Below are 19,004 nucleotides of genomic sequence, written 5' to 3'. Positions count from 1 at the left end.
AAATTACAGCTTAAAGCATCATCAATATGAACATCAAATATCTTTCAATTGGCTTACTGGCCTTGGGAACAGCTTCTTGCTCGGGCGATTTTCTGGAGGAGAAGATGGTGAGTACCATTACCCAAGACTATTTTGAAACAGAGCAGGGGCTCGACCAGCTGGTGGTGAGCACCTACAATGCAGAGCGTCTGCGTCATCCCTATACCGAGGGCGGATACTGCTTCGAGGTGGGACACGACTGCGGACTGGTGAGCGGACGCAACGCCGAGAACCAGTTCTCCACATCCACTTGGACGGCCACCGGCACATGGAACAGCATCCCGGGCTTCATGAATTCCTTTATGGGCACGCAGAGCCGGCAGCAGTCAGGCTTCATCATCAACTGCTACCCCGTCATCGACTGCTGCAACAAGGCCATTGTCTCCATTCGCAGCGGCAAGGCCGTGGGCAAGTATGCGACTGATGGGAAGTATGCGGCCGCACGCCTCTCGGAGGCTCTCTTCAACCGCGACTACCTGATGTACACACTCAACACGCTGCTGGGCGATGTCTATTTTCCGCAGACCAGCATCACGTCGCTGCCCAGCAACTTCAACTATAGCCGTATGCCCTCCGAGCAGCAATGGCGCATCATGATTGCCGACATGCGTTACGCCGTGGAGCATCTGCCCGAGGAGGCCGAGGCTTTCGGCCGCATCACCAAGTATGCTGCCGCCCATTTCCTAGCCAAACTCTACCTCACACGGGCCCAGGGTGCCGACTATGGCACGGCCGAATATGGCCGCAACGCCGACGGAACCATCGACAACAGCAACCCCAAATCCTATCTGGGCATGCTCTATAAAGGCAAGGTTGATACCGACCTCGACTCGTGCATCCACTACGCCGGCATGGTGATCAACAGCGGAAAGTACGCTATGGAGAGCAACTATCTGGCCTTGTGGAAAAACGGTATCGACTCATGGGACAACGAAAGCTCCCGCGAAATCATTCTGGCCGGCGTCTTCGGCAACGGTACAGACAACTATCGTTACGGCAACCGCGCCTGTTGCTTGTTCGCCCAAACTTATGTGAACAACAAGTGGGGCATACCCGATTATACCTGGGAGAACCCCTCGGCGCCCAACACCAGCTACGTGAACAACGACTGGGGATTCGACGTTTTCACCGACAAGCAGCACGACTCGCGCTTCGAGAAGTCGTTCCACCTCGAGTTCACAACGGCTCTCAACGGCGGCACGCGCTCCACCAAGGCGGCCGATGCCGACTATTACACCTACACAGATGACAAGAACGACTCCTATACTTGGACGGAGCGGCAGGCCGACTACTTCAACACCCACATCCTGCCCGGCTATACCCGCACCAGTTGGGGCGGACGCAAGGCCGTGGCCGGCGAGCACAAGATGGGCCGTAGAGACCTTGCCTTTGCCATCATTGAGAACACCAAGGCCACGGCTATCGACGTGGACGAGGCCGATGCACAGCCCTTTGTGTGCTTCGCCCGCTGGATGAAGAAAGACGGCAAGTACTACTACCGCCCGCAGCTGGTGGAAAACGGTGGCCAGTACAGCTTTGTGAGCCAGCTGGGCGAGGGTGCCAGTGCCAACCACTACGGCCTCGAAAATGCCATGCGCACCGGCTATCTCTCCACCCTGAAGTATGACGACTGCAACCGTTCGGGTGCCAACTCCATCTATGGCACCAAGGATGTGCCCGTCTTCCGGCTGGCCGAGACCTATCTGTTGCGTGCCGAAGCCGAGGGCCGCAAGGGCAACTACACGGCCGCCATAGCCGACATCAACGTGCTGCGGGAGCGTGCAGCCTACAAGGCCGGCGAGCATCGCGCCGAGGTTTTGGCCCGTCTCTATCCCGGTCATGCCGAGCTCTCGGCCGCCGAACGGCAGTATCCCTATGCTGCTGCAGGCGACAGCTATGCCCGCATACGGGTGGATGCCAGCTATTGGGACGGCGTGTCTGTCAAGTCGCAGCAGGAGAATTATCCTGCCGCAGCCACGACCGACCAGTTGCGTTTCCGCGAGTTCATCCTCAACGAATACTGTCGTGAGTTCAACTCCGAGGAGATGTACTACGAGATTCTGCACCATTCGGGCCTTCAGGCAGAGCGCATTCAGTGGCACGACCAGATGGGGGCCAACGCCGGCAACGGCAGTTACGCCGTGGGTCAGTGGGACACTTCGGACAATACTACCGCCACCACTGGACAGGATGGCAAGCCCAAGGGGGCATTCCAAAACTATATGACGCTGAAGCCTTTCCCGCAGACGTTCATCGATATGCTCACCGACGACAGCAATACGCTGCTTTCCGAGGATGCCAAGAAAGCCTATCAGAACTACGGTTACAATCAGTAGACATCATCGACAGCTGGTTGTCCGGCCCGTTCGGATGCTCTGACGGGGGGCGGCGGACATAAAAATGGCGGGGTGCAGACTTGACATGTCAAGTCTGCACCCCGTTTCGTTTGCCGTGGCGGCTTTATTTTCCGAGTTCGATTTCCAGCCGTCCCCCGCGCTTCCCCATCTCCACCCGGTAGGGCCGTCCGTCTACAAGCAGGGTGAGCGGGTGGTGGAAGACAGCTGGGTCGAGTCCTGTGCGCACGCGGATGACGAGCCGGCCCCGCCGCTGCCGCACGCGCAGCCGGGCGTGGTCGCGCTCCTGCACGTAGGCTCCCACGTCGCGCAGCGGGGCAATCCACAGGCTGTCCTGCCGTGCCGCCGCCAGTTCCAGCATCCGGGTAAAGTATTGGGGCTGGTCGAAATGGTCGTAGCCTATGGCAATGCCATGGGTCATGGTGACGCCCCAGCCGTGGCTGGCCATGAGCTGGCACAGGTAGCCGCCGAACCATTCCGGCGTGCGCTTTCCGCCCAGGCTCACCTGGGACGTGCGCGTGCATGTGCGTCCACGGCTGCAAAAGGCTGTGGCGGTGTCGCTCTTGCGGTTGCCGGGATAGAGATAGGTGCGTGGCAACTGGCCCGTGTGCTGCCAGATGAGCGTGTCGTTGTGCTGCACCTCGCGGCGAAGCTCGGCGGGCGAGAGCTGCGTCACGTTGAGATGGGCGTAGCCGTGGCTGGTGATTTCCTGTCCGCCCAGTGCCATCTCGCGGGCCTGCTCCCACGACAGGCAGGGCACATTCTTGTATTTACCGCTCGTCACGCCGCCCACGCGGCTGCCGATGAGGCCAAAGGTGGCGCGCAGTCCCAGTCGCCGGAGCAGGGGGAAGACCACGGTGTAGTGCTCCAGCAGCCCGTCGTCGAAGGTGAGCGACAAGGCTGCTACGCGGCCGCTGTCATAGCGGGCCACGCAGACTTGGGGCCTTTCGGCATGGAGACCAACGGGGCCAAGCAGGGTGGGGAGGAGCAGGAGGAGCGTCTTGCAAGTCATGGAATGAGGGGTGGTAGCGGCTGGGAGACGAACCGCAACTGCGCGGCCGTAGAACCATGGCTGCACCGTCGTAGAATCATGCCGCCGCAGCCGCGAAATCATGACGGCGCAATCGCGGGGCGGCTGCGGCGTAAACGCGCTGCGATTGCGGTGTGGAGGCTTTGCGATTACGCCGTTGTTGTCTGGCCTTTACCGCGGCAGGTTGAAAGCTCGGGTCATTCCTGCCATCTGTTCCTCGGTCATGCCGGTGGGCGTGAAGCCCATGGCGCGGGCGTCGATATAGATTTTTGCGCTCTTGGAGAGCACGTCAATCTGGTCGAAAGCGTCCATCACGTCCTTGCCTTTGGCAAAGACTCCGTGCTTCTCCCACATCACCACGTCGTACTCCTCCAGCTCCTTGAGTGTGCCCTGGGCCAGTTCGTTGCTGCCCGGCAGCATGTAGGGCACGATGCCCAGACCCAGCGGACAGAAGGCTTTGGTCTCGGGAATCATGCTCCAGAGCATGCGCGAGAGCACGTCCTTGGCCAGGAATGCCGGGTTGTGGCTCATGGCCACGAGCTCGATGGGGTGGGTATGGACGGTGGCTTTGTAGCCCGAACCGAGCTCGATCTGGCGGTTGTGCACGGCCAGGTGTGAGGGCAACTCCGAGGTGGGAAGCACGGGTTGGTCGGCTATGATGGCGTAGCTGGCGCAGTCGTCGAGAATGCGGATGACGGAACCGTTGGCCATTGGCTCGCGGGCCAGGTCGCGCATGCGCTTGCCTGTGCCCTTGCAGTAGAAGTACTGGCCCCGCAGATGGGGCAGCGTCTCGCCGATGGGCATTGTCTCGGAGAGGGCTGGAAGCCGGCGTATCTCGTCGTCCACGTGGTCGGTAATGTTGACGGTGATGTTGCCGCCGTTGCGTTCGGCCCATCCGTTCTGCCACAGATAGCCGGCCACTTCGGCAATGGCGTAGACTTCTTTTTTCAAGGCCGGGCGGCCCTCCAATATACTTTTCGTCATGGTTTGTTGATGTTTTTGATTGTCTTCGGCGCAATGCGGGATGCGTTGCGCCCGATGTCCGTGCAAAGGTAAGCATTATCTGTTGACGGCATGCAGCAAGAATTGATTTTTGAGCCTTGACTTTTGTCCGCCGCGTGCACGGGGTGCACGGCCGTGGCTTGCGCCTTGGCGGGAATCCTCGGCGGTGGCGAAAAAAAACAAATCATCGTGGCTTTTTCTTGGGAAATAGGCTTATCTTTGCAATATGAATGAACAACAGACCGGCAATGTCCGCATGAGCGAGAATGTTATCCTTGCCGATGCCGACTACATCGACCGGGTGGCTTTTGAGCTGATAGTGCAGTTTGAGCGCATGATTGGCCGCCGCATCCCCCGCGCCGACCTGAGTCAGTGGGCCGTAAACATTGTCCTCGACGGAGGGTTGAGGACCGACGGCACGGAGCATGAGACGCAGGTGGTGCTGGTGCACGACCGCAATCGTCGGCAGATGGACAACTTCTTGCCCTCGGTCTACGACACGGAGCTCAACGCCCAGGCCTTTCGCGACGCGCAGTTGGGCGAGTTTCTGGTCAATGCCTACGCCGTGGGCGACGTGGTGGGTAAGGACGATTACATGCTCGATGCCATACGCACGGTGTGCGGGCACCCCGAGGTGAAACGCCTGATGGTGGTTCCCAATGCCGAGGAGGGCGACCTCTACGCACGCATCCGCACGGCCCTGCGCAGTGCGGGCGACGGCTGTCGCGTCACGCTTTTCGCCATGCAGCCCATGGAGGGAGGCAACTATCGCCAGGAAATCCTCGGCTACTCCCTGATGAACGCACTGGGAATCAAGGCGGAAGAAGTGTAAGGCCTCACCAAGCCCCTCCCAAATTCTTCAACGGACAGGGCCGACGGAGCACGGCTGCCTACGGACGGAAGCATTGGAGACACAAGGCTTTCGTGCAATCAGATTCACAAGCAGCGAGGTGTTCAACCCAATAGAACAAGTGATAAAAAGCATAAAGAGACAATGAACGATTTGCAGAAAGGTTCTGTGAAGCCGCAGGAAGCGGCCGCAGGACATCCCCTCCCCGGGAGGGGGCAGGGCCGGATCCTGATGATTGGAGCCGGCGGCGTGGCCACGGTGTGTGCTTTCAAGATAGCCCAAAACCAGGACGTCTTTGGCGGTCTGATGATTGCCAGCCGCCACAAAGACAAGTGCGACCGGCTCGTAAAAGCCATTCACGACAAGGGATACACGATGGACATCAAGACCGCTGAGGTGGATGCCGACGACGTGGAACAGCTCAAGGCCCTCATGAAGAGCTGGCAACCGGAGCTGGTTGTCAACCTGGCGCTGCCTTATCAGGACCTGACCATCATGGATGCGTGCCTTGCCTGTGGCTGCAACTATCTGGACACGGCCAACTACGAGCCCAAGGACGAGGCCCACTTCGAGTATAGCTGGCAGTGGGCCTACAAGGAGCGATTCGAGCGGGCAGGGCTTACGGCCATCCTGGGATGCGGCTTCGACCCGGGCGTATCGCAGGCCTACACGGCCTATGCAGCCAAGCATCACTTCGACGAGATGCACACATTGGACATTGTGGACTGCAATGCGGGCAACCACCACAAGGCTTTTGCCACCAACTTCAACCCCGAAATCAACATCCGCGAGATAACCCAGAAAGGCCTTTACTACGAAGACGGCAAGTGGGTGGAGACAGAGCCGCTGGCCGTGCACCGAGACATCACCTACCCGAACATCGGTTCGCGCGACAGCTATCTCATGCACCACGAGGAGCTGGAGAGCCTGGTGAAGAACTATCCCACCATCCGTCGCGCCCGTTTCTGGATGACTTTCGGGCAGCAGTATCTCACTTATCTCGACTGTATTCAGAATCTCGGCATGAGCCGCATCGACGAAGTGGACTACGAGGCCCCGCTGGCCGACGGCTCGGGAAAGACAGCCCGGGTGAAGATTGTGCCGTTGCAGTTTCTCAAGGCCGTGCTGCCCAACCCGCAGGATCTGGGCGAAGACTACGACGGCGAGACCTCCATCGGCTGCCGCATACGGGGCGTCAAGGACGGAAAGGAGCACACCTATTATATATATAACAACTGCAAGCACCAGGATGCCTACCTCGAGACGGGCATGCAAGGCGTGAGCTACACCACCGGCGTGCCGGCCATGGCGGGTGCCATGATGTTTGTGAAGGGCCTGTGGCGCAAGCCCGGCGTGTGGAACGTCGAGGATTTCGACCCCGATCCCTTCCTGCAGGTGCTCAATGAGCAGGGACTTCCCTGGCACGAAGAGTTCGACAAGGATATTGAATTGTAACCCAACATATCACAATGGCTAAGACAGAAGAAGAACAGGCAGCAGGAAAAGCTGCACAGCAAAAGGCAGAAAAGGACGCGAAACTCAAGGCGCTCCAGGCTGCTATGTCCAAGATAGAGAAAGATTTTGGCAAGGGTTCCATCATGCGCATGGGCGACGAGAGCGTGGAAAACGTGGAGGTGATACCCACAGGTTCCATTGCTCTCGACGTGGCTCTGGGCGTGGGCGGCTACCCCCGCGGCCGAATCATCGAGATTTACGGCCCGGAATCGTCGGGCAAGACCACGCTGGCCATCCACGCCATCGCCGAGGCGCAGAAGCGGGGAGGCATTGCTGCATTCATCGACGCCGAGCACGCATTCGACCGTTTCTATGCCGAGAAGCTGGGTGTGGACGTGAACAACCTCTGGATTTCCCAGCCCGACAACGGCGAGCAGGCCCTCCAGATAGCCGATCAACTCATTAGCAGCTCGGCGGTGGACATCTTGGTGGTGGACTCTGTGGCCGCGCTCACGCCTAAAAAAGAGATTGAAGGCGAGATGGGCGACTCCATGGTGGGCCTCCAGGCCCGCCTGATGAGCCAGGCTCTGCGCAAGCTCACCGGCACGATTGCCAAGACCAACACCTGCTGCATCTTCATCAACCAACTGCGTGAGAAGATTGGTCTGACCTTTGGCAACCCCGAGACGACCACCGGCGGCAACGCCCTGAAGTTCTATGCAAGCGTTCGCGTGGACATCCGCCGCTCGACAAGCGTGAAGGATGGCGACAATGTGGTGGGCAATCACGTGAAAGTTAAGGTGGCGAAAAACAAGGTGGCGCCGCCCTTCCGCAAGGCCGAGTTCGACATTCTGTTCGGTGTCGGCATCAACAAGATGGGAGAAATTGTAGACCTTGGCGTGGAATACGACATTGTGCAGAAGAGTGGAAGCTGGTACAGTTACAACGGATCGAAGCTGGCCCAGGGCCGCGACGCCACGATGAACCTGCTGCGCGACAACCCCGAACTCTGCGAGGAGCTGGAGGGATTGATAATGCAAGCCATTCGCGACAAGGCCGAATCCTGACATAAAAGGCGCAGCTGCTGAATGCGGCTGCGCCTTTTCTGATGTTCCATGGCGGTGTTTTCTTGGGTTTGAAAACGGTATTCTTTAGTTGTTGGCAGCCTTCTTTTCAGTCGCCGCCGGCGTTTCCTTGATTTAGGAAAGGCCGTGAATTTCGCCGTTCACGATGTCGATGCGCTCGGCTTGCGGGCTCTTGGGCAAGCCGGGCATGCGCATGATGTCGCCGGCTTCGGCCACAATCATCTCAGCCCCGGCGTTGATGACGAGGTCTTGAATGGTAATGTCGAAGTCGGTGGGCACGCCGTAGGCTTTCGCATTGTCCGAGAACGAGTATTGTGTCTTGGCTATGCACACCGGAAAGTGCTCGAAGCCCAGCTCCTTGATGCGTCGCAACTTCTTCTTGGCAGCCGTTTTGAAGATCACGCGGTCGGCCCCATAGATGTTGCGGGCCACGTGGATGATCTTCTGTTCGATGCTGTCGCTCTCAGCGTAGGGCAGCCGGAGGGGCTGCGAGGGCCGGCTGGCGATGGTGTCTACTACGAGCCGGGCCAGTTCCACGGCACCCTCGCCGCCGTCGGTGAAGGCGCGGTTCACGGCGAAGCCCACGTGCAGCACATCCTCGCAGTGGCGGCGCACCAGCTCCAGTTCCTCGTCGGTGTCGGTGTCGAATCGGTTGAGACACACCACCACCGTCTGCCCGAAGCTCTGGATATTGCGGATGTGCTTGTCCAGATTGGCGAATCCAGCCCGAAGTCCTTCGGCGTTGGGCTCCTTGATTTCCTTGATGTCCACACCGCCGTGCATCTTCAGCGCCTGCGTGGTGGCCACTATAACGGTGAGCCTCGGGGCGATTCCGGCCCGGCGGCACTTGATGTCAAAGAACTTCTCGGCCCCGAGGTCGGCCCCGAATCCGGCCTCAGTGATGGCATAATCACCGAATGTCATGGCCATCTTTGTGGCCAGAATGCTGTTGCATCCATGGGCTATATTGGCAAAGGGGCCGCCGTGGACGAAGACCGGCGTTTGCTCAATGGTCTGTACCAAATTGGGGTGGATGGCCTCGCTCAAAATGGCCGTGATGGCTCCGGCAACGCCCAAGTCTTTCACCGTGAACGGTTCGCCGCTGATGGTGATGCCCAGCAGGATGTTCTCGATGCGGCGTCGCAGGTCGGCCTCGTCCTGGGCCAGGCACAGGATGGCCATGATTTCGGAGGCCGGGGTAATGTCGAATCCGCCGCCCTGCACCAGTCCGTTGGCGTGCCCGCCCAGCCCCGTCACGATGTTGCGCAGGCTCCGGTCGTTCACGTCGAGCACGCGTCGCCACAAGATTTCACGCATGGCGAAGCCCTCGTCCTCGTGTTGATAGATGTAGTTGTCGAGCAGGGCGGCAATCATATTGTTGGCCGAGGTGATGGCATGAAAGTCTCCTGTGAGGTGGAGATTGATTTTCTCCATGGGCAACACCTGGGCGTAGCCGCCGCCGGCCGCCCCGCCTTTCATGCCGAAGCAGGGGCCCATGCTGGGCTCGCGCAGGGCCAGCACGGCGTTTTTGCCGATGCGGTTCATGCCGAGGGCCAGGCCCACGCTCACCGTTGTCTTGCCGTTGCCGGCCTTGGTGGGTGTGATCGACGTTATGAGAATCAGGTTGCTTTGGGCCGCCCGCCGGTCGTTGACGAGCGTATAAGGCACTTTGGCCACGTACTTTCCATAGGGTTCGAGGGTGTTTGCCGGGATGTGGATGCTCCGTGCAATGTTTGCAATGGGTTCGAGGTGGGCCTCGTGGGCGATTTCACTGTCTGTTTTCATGTTGTGGTAGGAAGTTAGGAGCGGCAGCTCTACGGGGTGGAGGGATTGCCGCAGGCTGTCAGATTGATTGCAAATGTACGGATATTCCGCGGAAAACACGAGCAAAAGCCCCGATTTTTAAATGAAAATCGGGGCTTCATTGACAGTTTGTTGCCGTTCCATGGCCGGTTTGTTGCGACGCGGTTAACGGTTAATCGCGTTGCGGTTAACGGTTAATCGTGACGCCTTTAACGGTTAATCGTGACGCCTTTAACGGTTTATCGCATCGCCGCTAACGGTTTATCGCACTGCCATGAACGGTTTATCGTGGTTCTGTTGCGGCGTGGCTCAGTTCTTGGTCCAGAACGAAGGCGTAAGGATAACGAGGACGGTAAAGATCTCCAAACGCCCGATGAGCATCATGATGGAGCACATCCATTTGGCAAAGTCGGGGAGAATGGACCACGACATCGTGGGGCCGATCTCGATGCCCAGCGTTGGCCCCACGTTGCCCAGGCAGCTCAGGCAGATGGTGATGGCGTTGGTGTTGTCGATGCCGGCGGCTATCATGACAAAGGCCATGAGCAGCATGAGTAGCAGGTAGGCCGTGAGGAAAGCCAGCAGAGACACGCGTTGCGGGTCGGGAATGTTGTTGCCGTTCACTTTCAGCGGCAGCACGGCGTTGGGGTGGAGCCGTTGGCGCAGCTCGTTTTTCACCACCTTGAACAGCATCACGCCGCGCATGCACTTCAGTCCGCCGCTCGTACTGCCCGAGCAGGCCCCGATAAACATGCACAAGGACAGCACCACCCAGGTGACATGAGGCCATCGGGCGGCGTCGTCGTTGTAGAGTCCGGTGGTCGTGATGAACGAAACCACTTGGAACAGAGCCGAACGAAACGCATGCTCCAGGTCGTAGTGATTGCGCAAAATAAGCTCTGCCATGACGAAAGCAGTGAAGCCAAGCACGATGGTTGCATAGAACCGAAACTCAGAATCACGGCACAACTCCCTGAACTTGAGCTTGGCGGCCGAGAAGTACAACAGGGTGAAGTTGACGCCGGAAAGGAAGCAAAAGAAGATGGTGGTGTACTCCAAGGCGGGCGAATTAAAGAATTCGGTGCTGTTGTTGTTGATGGCAAAGCCCCCCGTGGCGGCCGAGGCCATGGCGTAATTTACGCCTTGAAACCAGTCCATGCCGAAGAGCATGTAGCAGCCCATACAGGCGAAGGTGATGAAAAGATAGACTATCCATATCCACCGTGCGCTCATGGAGAGGCGCGGGTGCAGCTTGGTCTTGATGGGTCCGGTGGACTCTGCGGCAAACACCTTGGTGCTGCCGCCCACCAATGAGGGCAGCAAGGCCACGGTAAAGAAGACGATTCCCAGGCCGCCAATCCACTGCGTGAGCGACCGCCAGAAGAGAATGCCGTGGGGCATGGACTCTACATCGTCGATGATGGTGGCCCCGGTGGTGGTGAATCCCGACATGTTCTCGAAGTAAGCATCGGTAAAATTGTGCAGGTAGCCGCCCAGCAGGAAAGGCAGCGTGCCGAAAGCGGAGAACACTACCCACACCAGCGTGACCACCAGAAAGGAGTCGCGGCGCGACAATCGGTTCTCGGCGTTGCGCCCCATGTAGCGCAGCATGAACCCGGCAAACGCCGTGGCGAGTATCGAGATGCTGAAAGTGGGGATGTCGTCTTCCTCATAGACCAGTGCCATGACCAGGCACCAGAGCATGAACGAAGCCTCGATGAAAAGCAGCGATCCCAGTATTTTATAGATGATTTTAAAGTTGATCACTAATTAAACAGCTTTTCAAGTTTCTTCATGTTTGCATTGTGGCAGAACACCACCACCGTGTCGCCGGCCTGAATCTGCGTGTTTCCGGACACGAGCTGCCCCTCGCCGCGTCGCACGAGGCCGCCGATGGTGATGCCCTGCGGCAGTCCCAGGTCCTTCACTGCCTTGCGCGTCACCACGGCTTTTTCCTTTGGAATGAACTCGGCCACGTCGGCATTGGCCGACATCAAGAACGTCACGTTCATCACATCAGCGTCGAGCATGAGCTGGTAGATGCGGCTGGCGGCAATGGCTTTCTTGTTGATGATGGTGCCGATGTCGAGGCTCTCGGCCATGCTCACGTAGTCGATGTTCTCGACCATGGCCACCGTTTTGCGCACGCCGAGCCGTTTGGCCGTGAGGCATGCCAGGATGTTGGCCTCGGCATTGCCGGTGAGTGCCACGAAAGCCTGCGTGTTCTTGATGCCCTCTTCGTTGAGCAAGGCGATGTCGCGCGCGTCTCCATTGATGACGAGCGTGTTGTCGTCGAGTATCTGATTCAGCTCTTCGCAACGGCGGGCGTCTATTTCAAACATCTTGGCATTCATGTATTCGGGCATCGTGAGCACGGCGCGGGCGGCCGTTGCACCGCCTCCCATGAACATCACGTCCTTGACATCGGCATAGTGTTCCTTGCCCACAATCTTGCGGATGTAGGGGATGTAGCGGCGCGTGGTCATGAAATAGGCCAGGTCGAAACACTTCAATTCGTCGTTGCCGCCGGGGATAATGGTCTCGTCGCCGCGCTTGATGGCCACCACATGGTAGGGATCTTGCGGGCCGCAGAGGTCTTTGAGCGGCTGGTTCAGTATCTCGCAGCTCTCGCGTAGCTTGATTCCAAGCATGACGAGCGCGCCGTCGTGTACGTCCCACCGCTGGCGCACCCACGACATTTTGAGCCCGTTGTTGATGTCACGCGCAGCCAGAAGCTCGGGGTAGATGAGTTCGTCGACCCCGAGATCCTTGTAGAATTGCTGCACGTCGCGCTCCATATATTCGGCGTTGTTCACCTGGGCCACGGTCTTTCGAGCGTGCAGAGCATGGGCCAAGATACAGCTGTTGATGTTCTCGTTTTCGTCGGGAGTCACGGCGATGAACAGGTCGGCGTCGGCCGCACCGGCCTCTTTGAGCGTCTTTACGCTCGCCGGCGACCCATGCAACGTGAGCAGGTCGTAGTCCGACCCTATCTGGGCCAGCAGCTCTTCGTCGGTGTCGATGACGGTGAGCTCCTCCTGATTGCGCGCGAGCAGACGGGCCAGATAGGTGCCGATGGCCCCTGCCCCGGTAATGATAATCTTCATGAGCGGGTGATTTTCCTGATAGTTTGGGCAATGGCTTCGGCGTCGATGCCGCAGATATGGTGTAGCTGGGCCGGCGAGCCATGCTCTACAAACTGGTCGTCGGGCAGTCCGAGGCGCACCACCTGCGGGTGGTAGCCGTGGTCGTCCATCCATTCGAGCACGGCCGTTCCCAGTCCGCCGTTGCGCACGCCGTCCTCCACGGTGACGATTCGGCCGAACCGACGGCCCACCTCGTCGAGCAATTGGCCGTCGATTGGCTTTAGGAAACGCATGTCGTAGAGGGCGGCGTCCACCCCCGACAGCTCGATGGCGCGGGCGGCTTCAGCGCCTATCGGCCCGATGGTGAGCACAGCCACCTCGTGACCTTCGCGCAGCCGTCGGCCCGTGCCCACGGCGACGGCCTCCAGCGGGCAACGCCAGTCGGTGAGTGTTCCGCTGCCTCGGGGGTAGCGAATGACAAAGGTACCCATGCCGGGCAACTGGGCCGTGTACATGAGTCGGCGCAGTTCGTGCTCGTCCATGGGCGAGGCAATGGTGAGCCCGGCAACGGGCCGCAGGGCCGCCATGTCGAACGCGCCGTGGTGCGTGGTCCCGTCTTCGCCCACCAGTCCGGCCCGGTCAAGGCACAGCACCACGGGGAGGCTCAGGATGGCCAGGTCGTGAATAATGTTGTCGTAGGCCCGTTGGGCGAACGAGCTGTAGATGTTGCAGAAGGGCTGAAGACCGTCTTTAGCCATGCCTCCTGAAAAGGTCACGGCGTGGCCTTCGGCTATGCCAACGTCGAAGACGCGGTCGGGCAGCTCCTTCGACATGATGTTCATGGAGCAGCCGGTAGGCATGGCCGGTGTCACGCCCACGATGCGGGGGTTCTGCCGCGCCAGCTCCAACAGGGTATGTCCGAACACGTCCTGGAACTTGGGCGGCTGGCCCGTGGTGTCGGGAAGCAGCCGTTCGCCCGTCTCGGGATCGAACTTGCCGGGGGCGTGCCACACGGTGGCCGCTTTCTCGGCCGGCTCGTATCCCTTGCCTTTCACTGTGTGCAGGTGGAGCAGCTTGGGGCCTTTCATGTCTTTCAGCTGGCGCAGCACGCGCACCACCTCGCGCACGTCGTGCCCGTCGAAAGGCCCGAAATAGCGGATGTTCATGCCCTCAAAGATGTTCTGCTGGTGGCTAAGGGCGCTCTTGATGGCGTTGTTTAGGCGGATGATGCCCTTGCGCCGGTTCTCGGTGAGGTAGCCTTTGGCATGCAACCACTGCGAAGCCTTGAAGCGCAGACGGTTGTAAGTTTCGTTGGTATCGAGGTGGAGCAGGTACTGTTCCATGCCGCCCACGGCGCGATCGATGGACATATCGTTGTCGTTGAGCACGATGAGCAGGTCGTTGGGCGTGGAGCTCGCGTTGTTGAGCCCCTCGAAAGCCAGCCCTCCGCTCATCGCCCCGTCGCCGATGACGGCCACCACGTGTCGGCCGGCATGCCCCGTCCGGCGTGCAGCCACGGCCATGCCCAATGCGGCGGATATGCTGTTGGAGGCGTGCCCGCAGGTAAACGTGTCGTATTCGCTTTCCAGCGGGGTGGGGAAGGGGCGCACGCCGCCCATCTTGCGGTTGGTGCAGAACTGCCGTCTGCGGCCTGTAAGTATCTTGTGCCCATAGGCCTGATGGCCCACATCCCACACAATGCGGTCTTCGGGAGTATCGAAAACATAGTGCAGCGCCACCGTAAGTTCCACCACGCCAAGGCTGGAGGCAAAGTGGCCGGGGTTGGCGGAGACCTCGTCGATGATGTCTTGACGAAGTTCCCGACAAAGTTCGGGCAGCTGCTCTACGCTCAGTTTTCGCAAGTCGGCCGGATATTCAATGCGGCCCAACAGGTCGAATTTGTCGTGATTCATTGATATTCTGTTGGAATAACCTTGCAAAGATACAATTAATAATCGAGAAAGGCGTGGAAAGCGGCGGAATTTTCCTAACTTTGCAACACCCTTGTCCGGGCCCCGCAACGCCGTGGGCCCGGGCCCAAAACAAGTCAAACATCAACCCGACATCATGAACAGCAAAACCCTTTTACTCGCTGCTTGCATGGCCTTCACGGCCACGGCCGCGGCCCAGACCACCCCCGACGGCGGCATTTCCAGCCAGATGCTCAGCCAGATAGAGCAGGCACAGAGCCGCAACCCGGCCTACAAGGCCCTGGCCAATGCCATTGCTTCCAACAAGATTGACGACTTGGCGCGCAACTACAAGAACCTGGGGCAGGTGGATACTTACTTCAGTGTGGAGACGCCCAGGCAGAGCATTCACGACCAGCAGAGCTCCGGACGCTGCTGGCTCTTCTCCGGACTCAACGTGTTGAGGGGCGATTTTGCCCGCGCCCACGGCGATTCCGTCAAGGTGGAATACTCTCAAGCCTACCTCTTTTTCTATGACCAGCTGGAGAAAGCCAACCTCATGCTGCAAGGTGTCATCGACTGCGCGCGCAAGCCTATGGACGACACGAGGGTGCAATTCTTCTTCCGTCACCCCATCAGCGACGGCGGCACGTTCTGCGGCGTGGCCGACCTGGCCGACAAATACGGCCTTGTGCCGATGAGCGTGATGCCCGAAACGTTCTCCAGCGACAACACTTCACAGATGCAGAAAATGATTTCGTCGAAGCTGCGCGAGTTCGGACTGGAGCTGCGAAAGATGGTTGCCGACGGCAGGAAAGCCGCCGATTTGCGCCGCCGCAAGACCGAAATGCTGGGCACCGTCTACCACATGCTCACCCTCGCGCTCGGCGCGCCGGTCAAGGAATTCACCTACGTCTTCCGCGACAAGAACGGCAAGGTCTTGGGTGAGGCCCGCCGGTACACGCCGCGCAGCTTCTACGAGGCCACCGTGGGCGCGCCGCTCAACGGGTCGTTCATCATGGTGATGAACGACCCGCGACGGCCCTATCACAAGACCTTCGAGGTGGCCTACGACCGCCACACCTACGACGGACACAACTGGCGCTACCTCAATCTGCCCATGGACGAGATAGCCCGGCTGGCCGTTGCCTCGCTCAAGGACGGGCACAAGCTCTACTCGAGCTACGACGTGGGCAAGCAGCTCGACCGTAAGCGCGGCTATCTGGACATCGACAACTACGACTACGCCTCGCTCTTCGGCACGTCGTTCGGCATGGATAAGGCCGGCCGCATCGAGACTTTCGACAGCGGCTCCACCCACGCCATGACGCTCACCGCCGTGGATTTGGATGCCGAGGGCAACCCGTTGAAGTGGAAAGTGGAGAACAGCTGGGGCCCTGGCTACGGCCAGGACGGCTGTCTCATCATGACCAACCCTTGGTTCAGGGAGTACATGTTCCGGCTGGTGGTGAACCGCCGCTATGCTTCCGACGAGACGCTGAGGCTTTTCGACCAAAAGCCCACGATGGTGATGCCCGAAGATCCGCTCTTTCAGGCCGACGACTCCACCCGTCCATAAACAGCCGCCCCCGGCGGCAGACCTTTGCGCCTACTCGTCGGGGGCTTTCTGTTTGCGCCGTAACGGCCCTGCGATTGCGGTGCCATCGTCTTGCGATTGCGGCGTAACGGCGCGGCGTTTACGGCGTTGTCGGCCGGCGTTTGCGCCGTCATGATTCGGCGATGACGGCCGCACACACTCCGTTTTTTCGTTTTTCCATCCTTTCATCCTTTCCTCCTCACATCATGATGCCGGCCATTCTGCTGCTTCTTTCCTCGCTGTTCACACTGGTGGAACTCAATTGCGAGAACCTCTTCGACACGCGCCACGACAGCCTGAAACAGGACGAGGAGTTCCTGCCCACGTCTGCCCACCGCTGGACGCCCTACCGCTACTGGCGCAAGCTGAACCGCGTGGGGCAGGAGATACTGGCCTGCGGGCAGCTCGACTCGGCCGAGGTGCTGCCCGACCTGGTGGCCCTCGTCGAGGTTGAAAACGACACCGTGCTCACCGACCTCACGCGGCGGTCGCTGTTGCGACGGGCCGGCTACGCGTATGTCATGACCGACGGGCCCGACCCGCGCGGCATCGACGTGGCCCTGCTCTACTCGCCCTTCACCTTTCGGCTGCTTCGCCACCGGTCCATCCGCGTCGGCCCGCTGCCCGGCTTCCGCCCCACGCGCGACATGCTCTATGCCGCCGGCGAGCTCGCCAGCGGCGACACGCTGCACGTCTTCGTGGTGCATGCCCCGAGCCGGGCCGGTGGCGAGCGGTTCTCGCGCCCCTACCGGCTGCACGTGGCCCAGGTGTTGGCCGTCGCCGTAGACTCCGTGCGGCTGGCGTCGCCCGGTGCACGCATCGTGGTGGCTGGCGACTTCAACGACTATGCGGCCGACGTCGCCCTGCAGCGGCTGGCCGTCGGCGGCCTGTGCGATGTGTCGGCCACGGCCCGCGGCACGCACGGCGCCCTCGGTACCTACCGTTACCAAGGCCGCTGGGGCAGTCTGGACCACATTCTCTGCGACAGTCTTTCGGCCTCGAGGCTCCGTTCGTGCCGGGTCTTCGACGCCCCGTTCCTGCTCGCCGAGGACAAAAAATACGGCGGGGTCATGCCCCGCCGCAATTATCTCGGCCCCCGATACCTGGATGGTTTCAGCGACCATCTGCCGCTGGTGGCCGTGTGGGAGTGGTGATTATTTGTGCTCCTTGTAGTACTTCAGTCCCTCCTGCACGTTCTTGACAAGGGCTTTACTGGAGAGGGTGGCGCCGCTCACGGCGTCCACTTCCATCTTCTGCGCCTTGGTTACAGTCTTTCCTTCGTACTTGTCGAGCACGGCCTTGGCCTTGTCGAAGTATTTCGGCGTCTCCTGGTTGCCGAGAGCCTCCACCTTGACCACGCGGTTCTTCTTGATGTAAATCTTCACGGGCGTGGCGCTTTTGTAGCCGCGCACGCTCTTGGTGAGGCTGGTTGTGTTCACGATGTCGGTGCCGGTGTCTTTCGTGATGACGCTGTCGGCGGGCATGGCGCTCATCAGCACGGCCACGGCCATGGCGGCCACGGCCGAAATGGTCAGTGTTCTCTTGCGGTTCATTTGCTTTGTTCTTTTTTACCTTATTATATATACGCTGCTCGTATGTGCGGACAAAGTTAGCCAAAAGTTTGGTGGCTTGGGTGCCGCCGTCGGTTTTTTTAACGCTTGGCAGTTATCTTTTAACGTTTAAAGTGCTACCTTTGTTGCCAAATATACGCCCATGACACTCAAGCTCCGACACAACACGCTGATGCGCCTCCTCTTTGGCGGCATTCTCTACATCGGGTTTCCCGGCCTGCTCTTTCTGCTGCTCTGGCCCCTTGTGGGCTGGTGCTGGGCGTTGGTGCCGGCCGGGTTGCTGGTGGCTCTGGTCACTTATGGCTTCTTCTTTGGCTGGCGGCACATCGTGGTTCGGTCGGCCAAGTGCATGTCGCCCCTGCTTCCCCGGTCGTTCGATGGCTACCGGGTGGTGCAGCTGTCCGACATCCACATCGGCACTTTCCTGCGCAACCGCGCCTTCATCGACAAGATGGTGCGCACGGTGAACGCCCTGCACCCCGACGTTATCGTGTTCACCGGCGACCTGGTGAACGTGAGCGCCGACGAGGTGATTCCCTTTCAGCATGCGCTGGGACAGCTCCATGCCCCCGACGGCGTGTACTCCATCATGGGCAATCACGACTATTGCGAGTACGGAGCAGACCGCAGCGACCGCAACATTGCGCGCAACCAGCACGTGCTGCGCTATCTGGAGGAGAAGATAGGATGGCGGCTGCTCATGAACGAGCACGTCACCATCGCCCGCGGCGACGGCGCGGAGATAGCCGTTATCGGCGTGGAAAACATCAGCCGCCCGCCTTTCCCCGACTACGGCGACCTGCGGAAGGCCATGCAGGGACTGCCCGTCGGCATGTTCAAAATCCTGCTCAGCCACGACCCCAGCCACTGGCGGCGCGGCGTGCTCCACCAGACTGACATCGCCCTGACCCTCTCGGGGCACACCCATGCCGGGCAGATACGCATCGGTCGCTTCTCTCCGGCGCGCTGGGCCTACAATGAATGGGGCGGCAAATACGAGGAAGGAGGCTCCATGCTCTACGTGTCGCTGGGCATCGGCGGCACCGTGCCCTTCCGCTTTGGAGCGTGGCCCGAGGTGAATGTCATCACGTTGAGGTGTGAGAAGTAGGGGTCGATGGCCGACCGGACACAGTGTCGCCTAAATCCGCCGTAGGCTTACTATTTGCTATACTTTATACTTTTTTAGAATAAAAACGACGTCGTTTCTTCCGCTTTTTCGACA

At 59.7% G+C, this 19,004-nt stretch carries 15 protein-coding genes; 8 read left to right on the top strand and 7 right to left on the bottom strand.

Annotated elements, in window-relative coordinates; genetic code table 11:
• Positions 1 to 26: 26 nt before the first annotated feature.
• Positions 27 to 2,375 carry a RagB/SusD family nutrient uptake outer membrane protein gene (locus tag PREDE_RS04805; RefSeq protein ID WP_005844641.1) on the top strand — a complete coding sequence of 783 codons (2,349 nt, stop codon included), beginning with the start codon at positions 27 to 29 and terminating at the stop codon, positions 2,373 to 2,375.
• A gap of 124 nt (positions 2,376 to 2,499) precedes the next feature.
• Here the strand turns inward: PREDE_RS04805 and PREDE_RS04800 are convergent, their stop codons facing one another.
• Together PREDE_RS04800 and rhaD are read right to left on the bottom strand one after the other, a co-directional pair.
• Complete coding sequence (locus PREDE_RS04800) at positions 2,500 to 3,405, bottom strand: polysaccharide deacetylase family protein (RefSeq protein WP_005844639.1); 906 nt, start codon at positions 3,403 to 3,405, stop codon at positions 2,500 to 2,502.
• A gap of 189 nt (positions 3,406 to 3,594) precedes the next feature.
• Positions 3,595 to 4,407, bottom strand: a complete 813-nt coding sequence (gene rhaD, locus PREDE_RS04795; protein WP_005844637.1) for a rhamnulose-1-phosphate aldolase — start codon at positions 4,405 to 4,407, stop codon at positions 3,595 to 3,597.
• Positions 4,408 to 4,651: 244 nt separating this feature from the next.
• Between rhaD and PREDE_RS04790 the strand changes: the two genes are divergently transcribed.
• From PREDE_RS04790 to recA, 4 genes are all read left to right on the top strand, one after another.
• Complete coding sequence (locus tag PREDE_RS04790; RefSeq protein WP_005844635.1) at positions 4,652 to 5,257, top strand: DUF6621 family protein; 606 nt, start codon at positions 4,652 to 4,654, stop codon at positions 5,255 to 5,257.
• A gap of 22 nt (positions 5,258 to 5,279) precedes the next feature.
• Positions 5,280 to 5,423 carry a DUF559 domain-containing protein gene (locus tag PREDE_RS14430; protein ID WP_084567359.1) on the top strand — a complete coding sequence of 48 codons (144 nt, stop codon included), beginning with the start codon at positions 5,280 to 5,282 and terminating at the stop codon, positions 5,421 to 5,423.
• Positions 5,424 to 5,506: 83 nt separating this feature from the next.
• Complete coding sequence (locus PREDE_RS04785) at positions 5,507 to 6,730, top strand: saccharopine dehydrogenase family protein (RefSeq protein ID WP_044126784.1); 1,224 nt, start codon at positions 5,507 to 5,509, stop codon at positions 6,728 to 6,730.
• 14 nt (positions 6,731 to 6,744) lie between these two features.
• Positions 6,745 to 7,797, top strand: a complete 1,053-nt coding sequence (gene recA / locus PREDE_RS04780) for a recombinase RecA (protein ID WP_005844631.1) — start codon at positions 6,745 to 6,747, stop codon at positions 7,795 to 7,797.
• A 132-nt stretch (positions 7,798 to 7,929) separates the two neighbouring features.
• On the opposite strand, the gene PREDE_RS04775 is transcribed toward recA, so the two are convergent.
• The 4 genes from PREDE_RS04775 to dxs form a co-directional block, all read right to left on the bottom strand.
• Entirely contained in the window at positions 7,930 to 9,600 is a 1,671-nt protein-coding gene (locus PREDE_RS04775) for a formate--tetrahydrofolate ligase (protein ID WP_005844630.1), read from the bottom strand.
• 327 nt (positions 9,601 to 9,927) lie between these two features.
• On the bottom strand, positions 9,928 to 11,385 hold the full coding sequence (locus tag PREDE_RS04770) for a TrkH family potassium uptake protein (RefSeq protein ID WP_005844629.1): 1,458 nt from the start codon (positions 11,383 to 11,385) through the stop codon (positions 9,928 to 9,930).
• Positions 11,385 to 12,725, bottom strand: coding sequence for a Trk system potassium transporter TrkA (gene trkA, locus PREDE_RS04765; protein ID WP_005844628.1), 1,341 nt, complete (start codon positions 12,723 to 12,725; stop codon positions 11,385 to 11,387). Before trkA ends, PREDE_RS04770 begins: the two co-directional genes overlap by 1 nt.
• The gene (dxs, locus tag PREDE_RS04760) at positions 12,722 to 14,617 is read right to left on the bottom strand and encodes a 1-deoxy-D-xylulose-5-phosphate synthase (protein ID WP_005844627.1); all 1,896 of its coding nucleotides are present in this window, start codon (positions 14,615 to 14,617) and stop codon (positions 12,722 to 12,724) included. The genes trkA and dxs overlap by 4 nt, the downstream gene beginning before the upstream one ends.
• 154 nt (positions 14,618 to 14,771) lie before the next feature.
• Between dxs and PREDE_RS04755 the strand changes: the two genes are divergently transcribed.
• Together PREDE_RS04755 and PREDE_RS04750 are read left to right on the top strand one after the other, a co-directional pair.
• Positions 14,772 to 16,193: a C1 family peptidase gene (locus PREDE_RS04755; protein WP_005844626.1), complete on the top strand. Its 1,422-nt coding sequence runs from the start codon at positions 14,772 to 14,774 to the stop codon at positions 16,191 to 16,193.
• A gap of 227 nt (positions 16,194 to 16,420) precedes the next feature.
• The gene (locus tag PREDE_RS04750; protein ID WP_044126894.1) at positions 16,421 to 17,365 is read left to right on the top strand and encodes an endonuclease/exonuclease/phosphatase family protein; all 945 of its coding nucleotides are present in this window, start codon (positions 16,421 to 16,423) and stop codon (positions 17,363 to 17,365) included.
• Here PREDE_RS04750 and PREDE_RS04745 read toward each other — a convergent pair whose 3' ends face one another.
• Positions 17,366 to 17,764 (bottom strand): FMN-binding protein, encoded by a 399-nt coding sequence (locus PREDE_RS04745; protein WP_015298498.1) that lies wholly within the window; start codon positions 17,762 to 17,764, stop codon positions 17,366 to 17,368.
• Positions 17,765 to 17,924: 160 nt separating this feature from the next.
• Here PREDE_RS04745 and PREDE_RS04740 point away from each other — a divergent pair, with 160 nt between their 5' ends.
• Positions 17,925 to 18,890, top strand: coding sequence for a metallophosphoesterase (locus tag PREDE_RS04740; RefSeq protein ID WP_005844622.1), 966 nt, complete (start codon positions 17,925 to 17,927; stop codon positions 18,888 to 18,890).
• Positions 18,891 to 19,004 lie beyond the last annotated feature (114 nt).

Origin of the sequence: Prevotella dentalis DSM 3688 (assembly GCF_000242335.1) — a bacterium.
Classification (GTDB): domain Bacteria; phylum Bacteroidota; class Bacteroidia; order Bacteroidales; family Bacteroidaceae; genus Prevotella; species Prevotella seregens.
The sequence above is the reverse complement of the archived record's forward strand: the minus strand, read 5'-3'. Positions and strand labels throughout refer to the sequence as shown.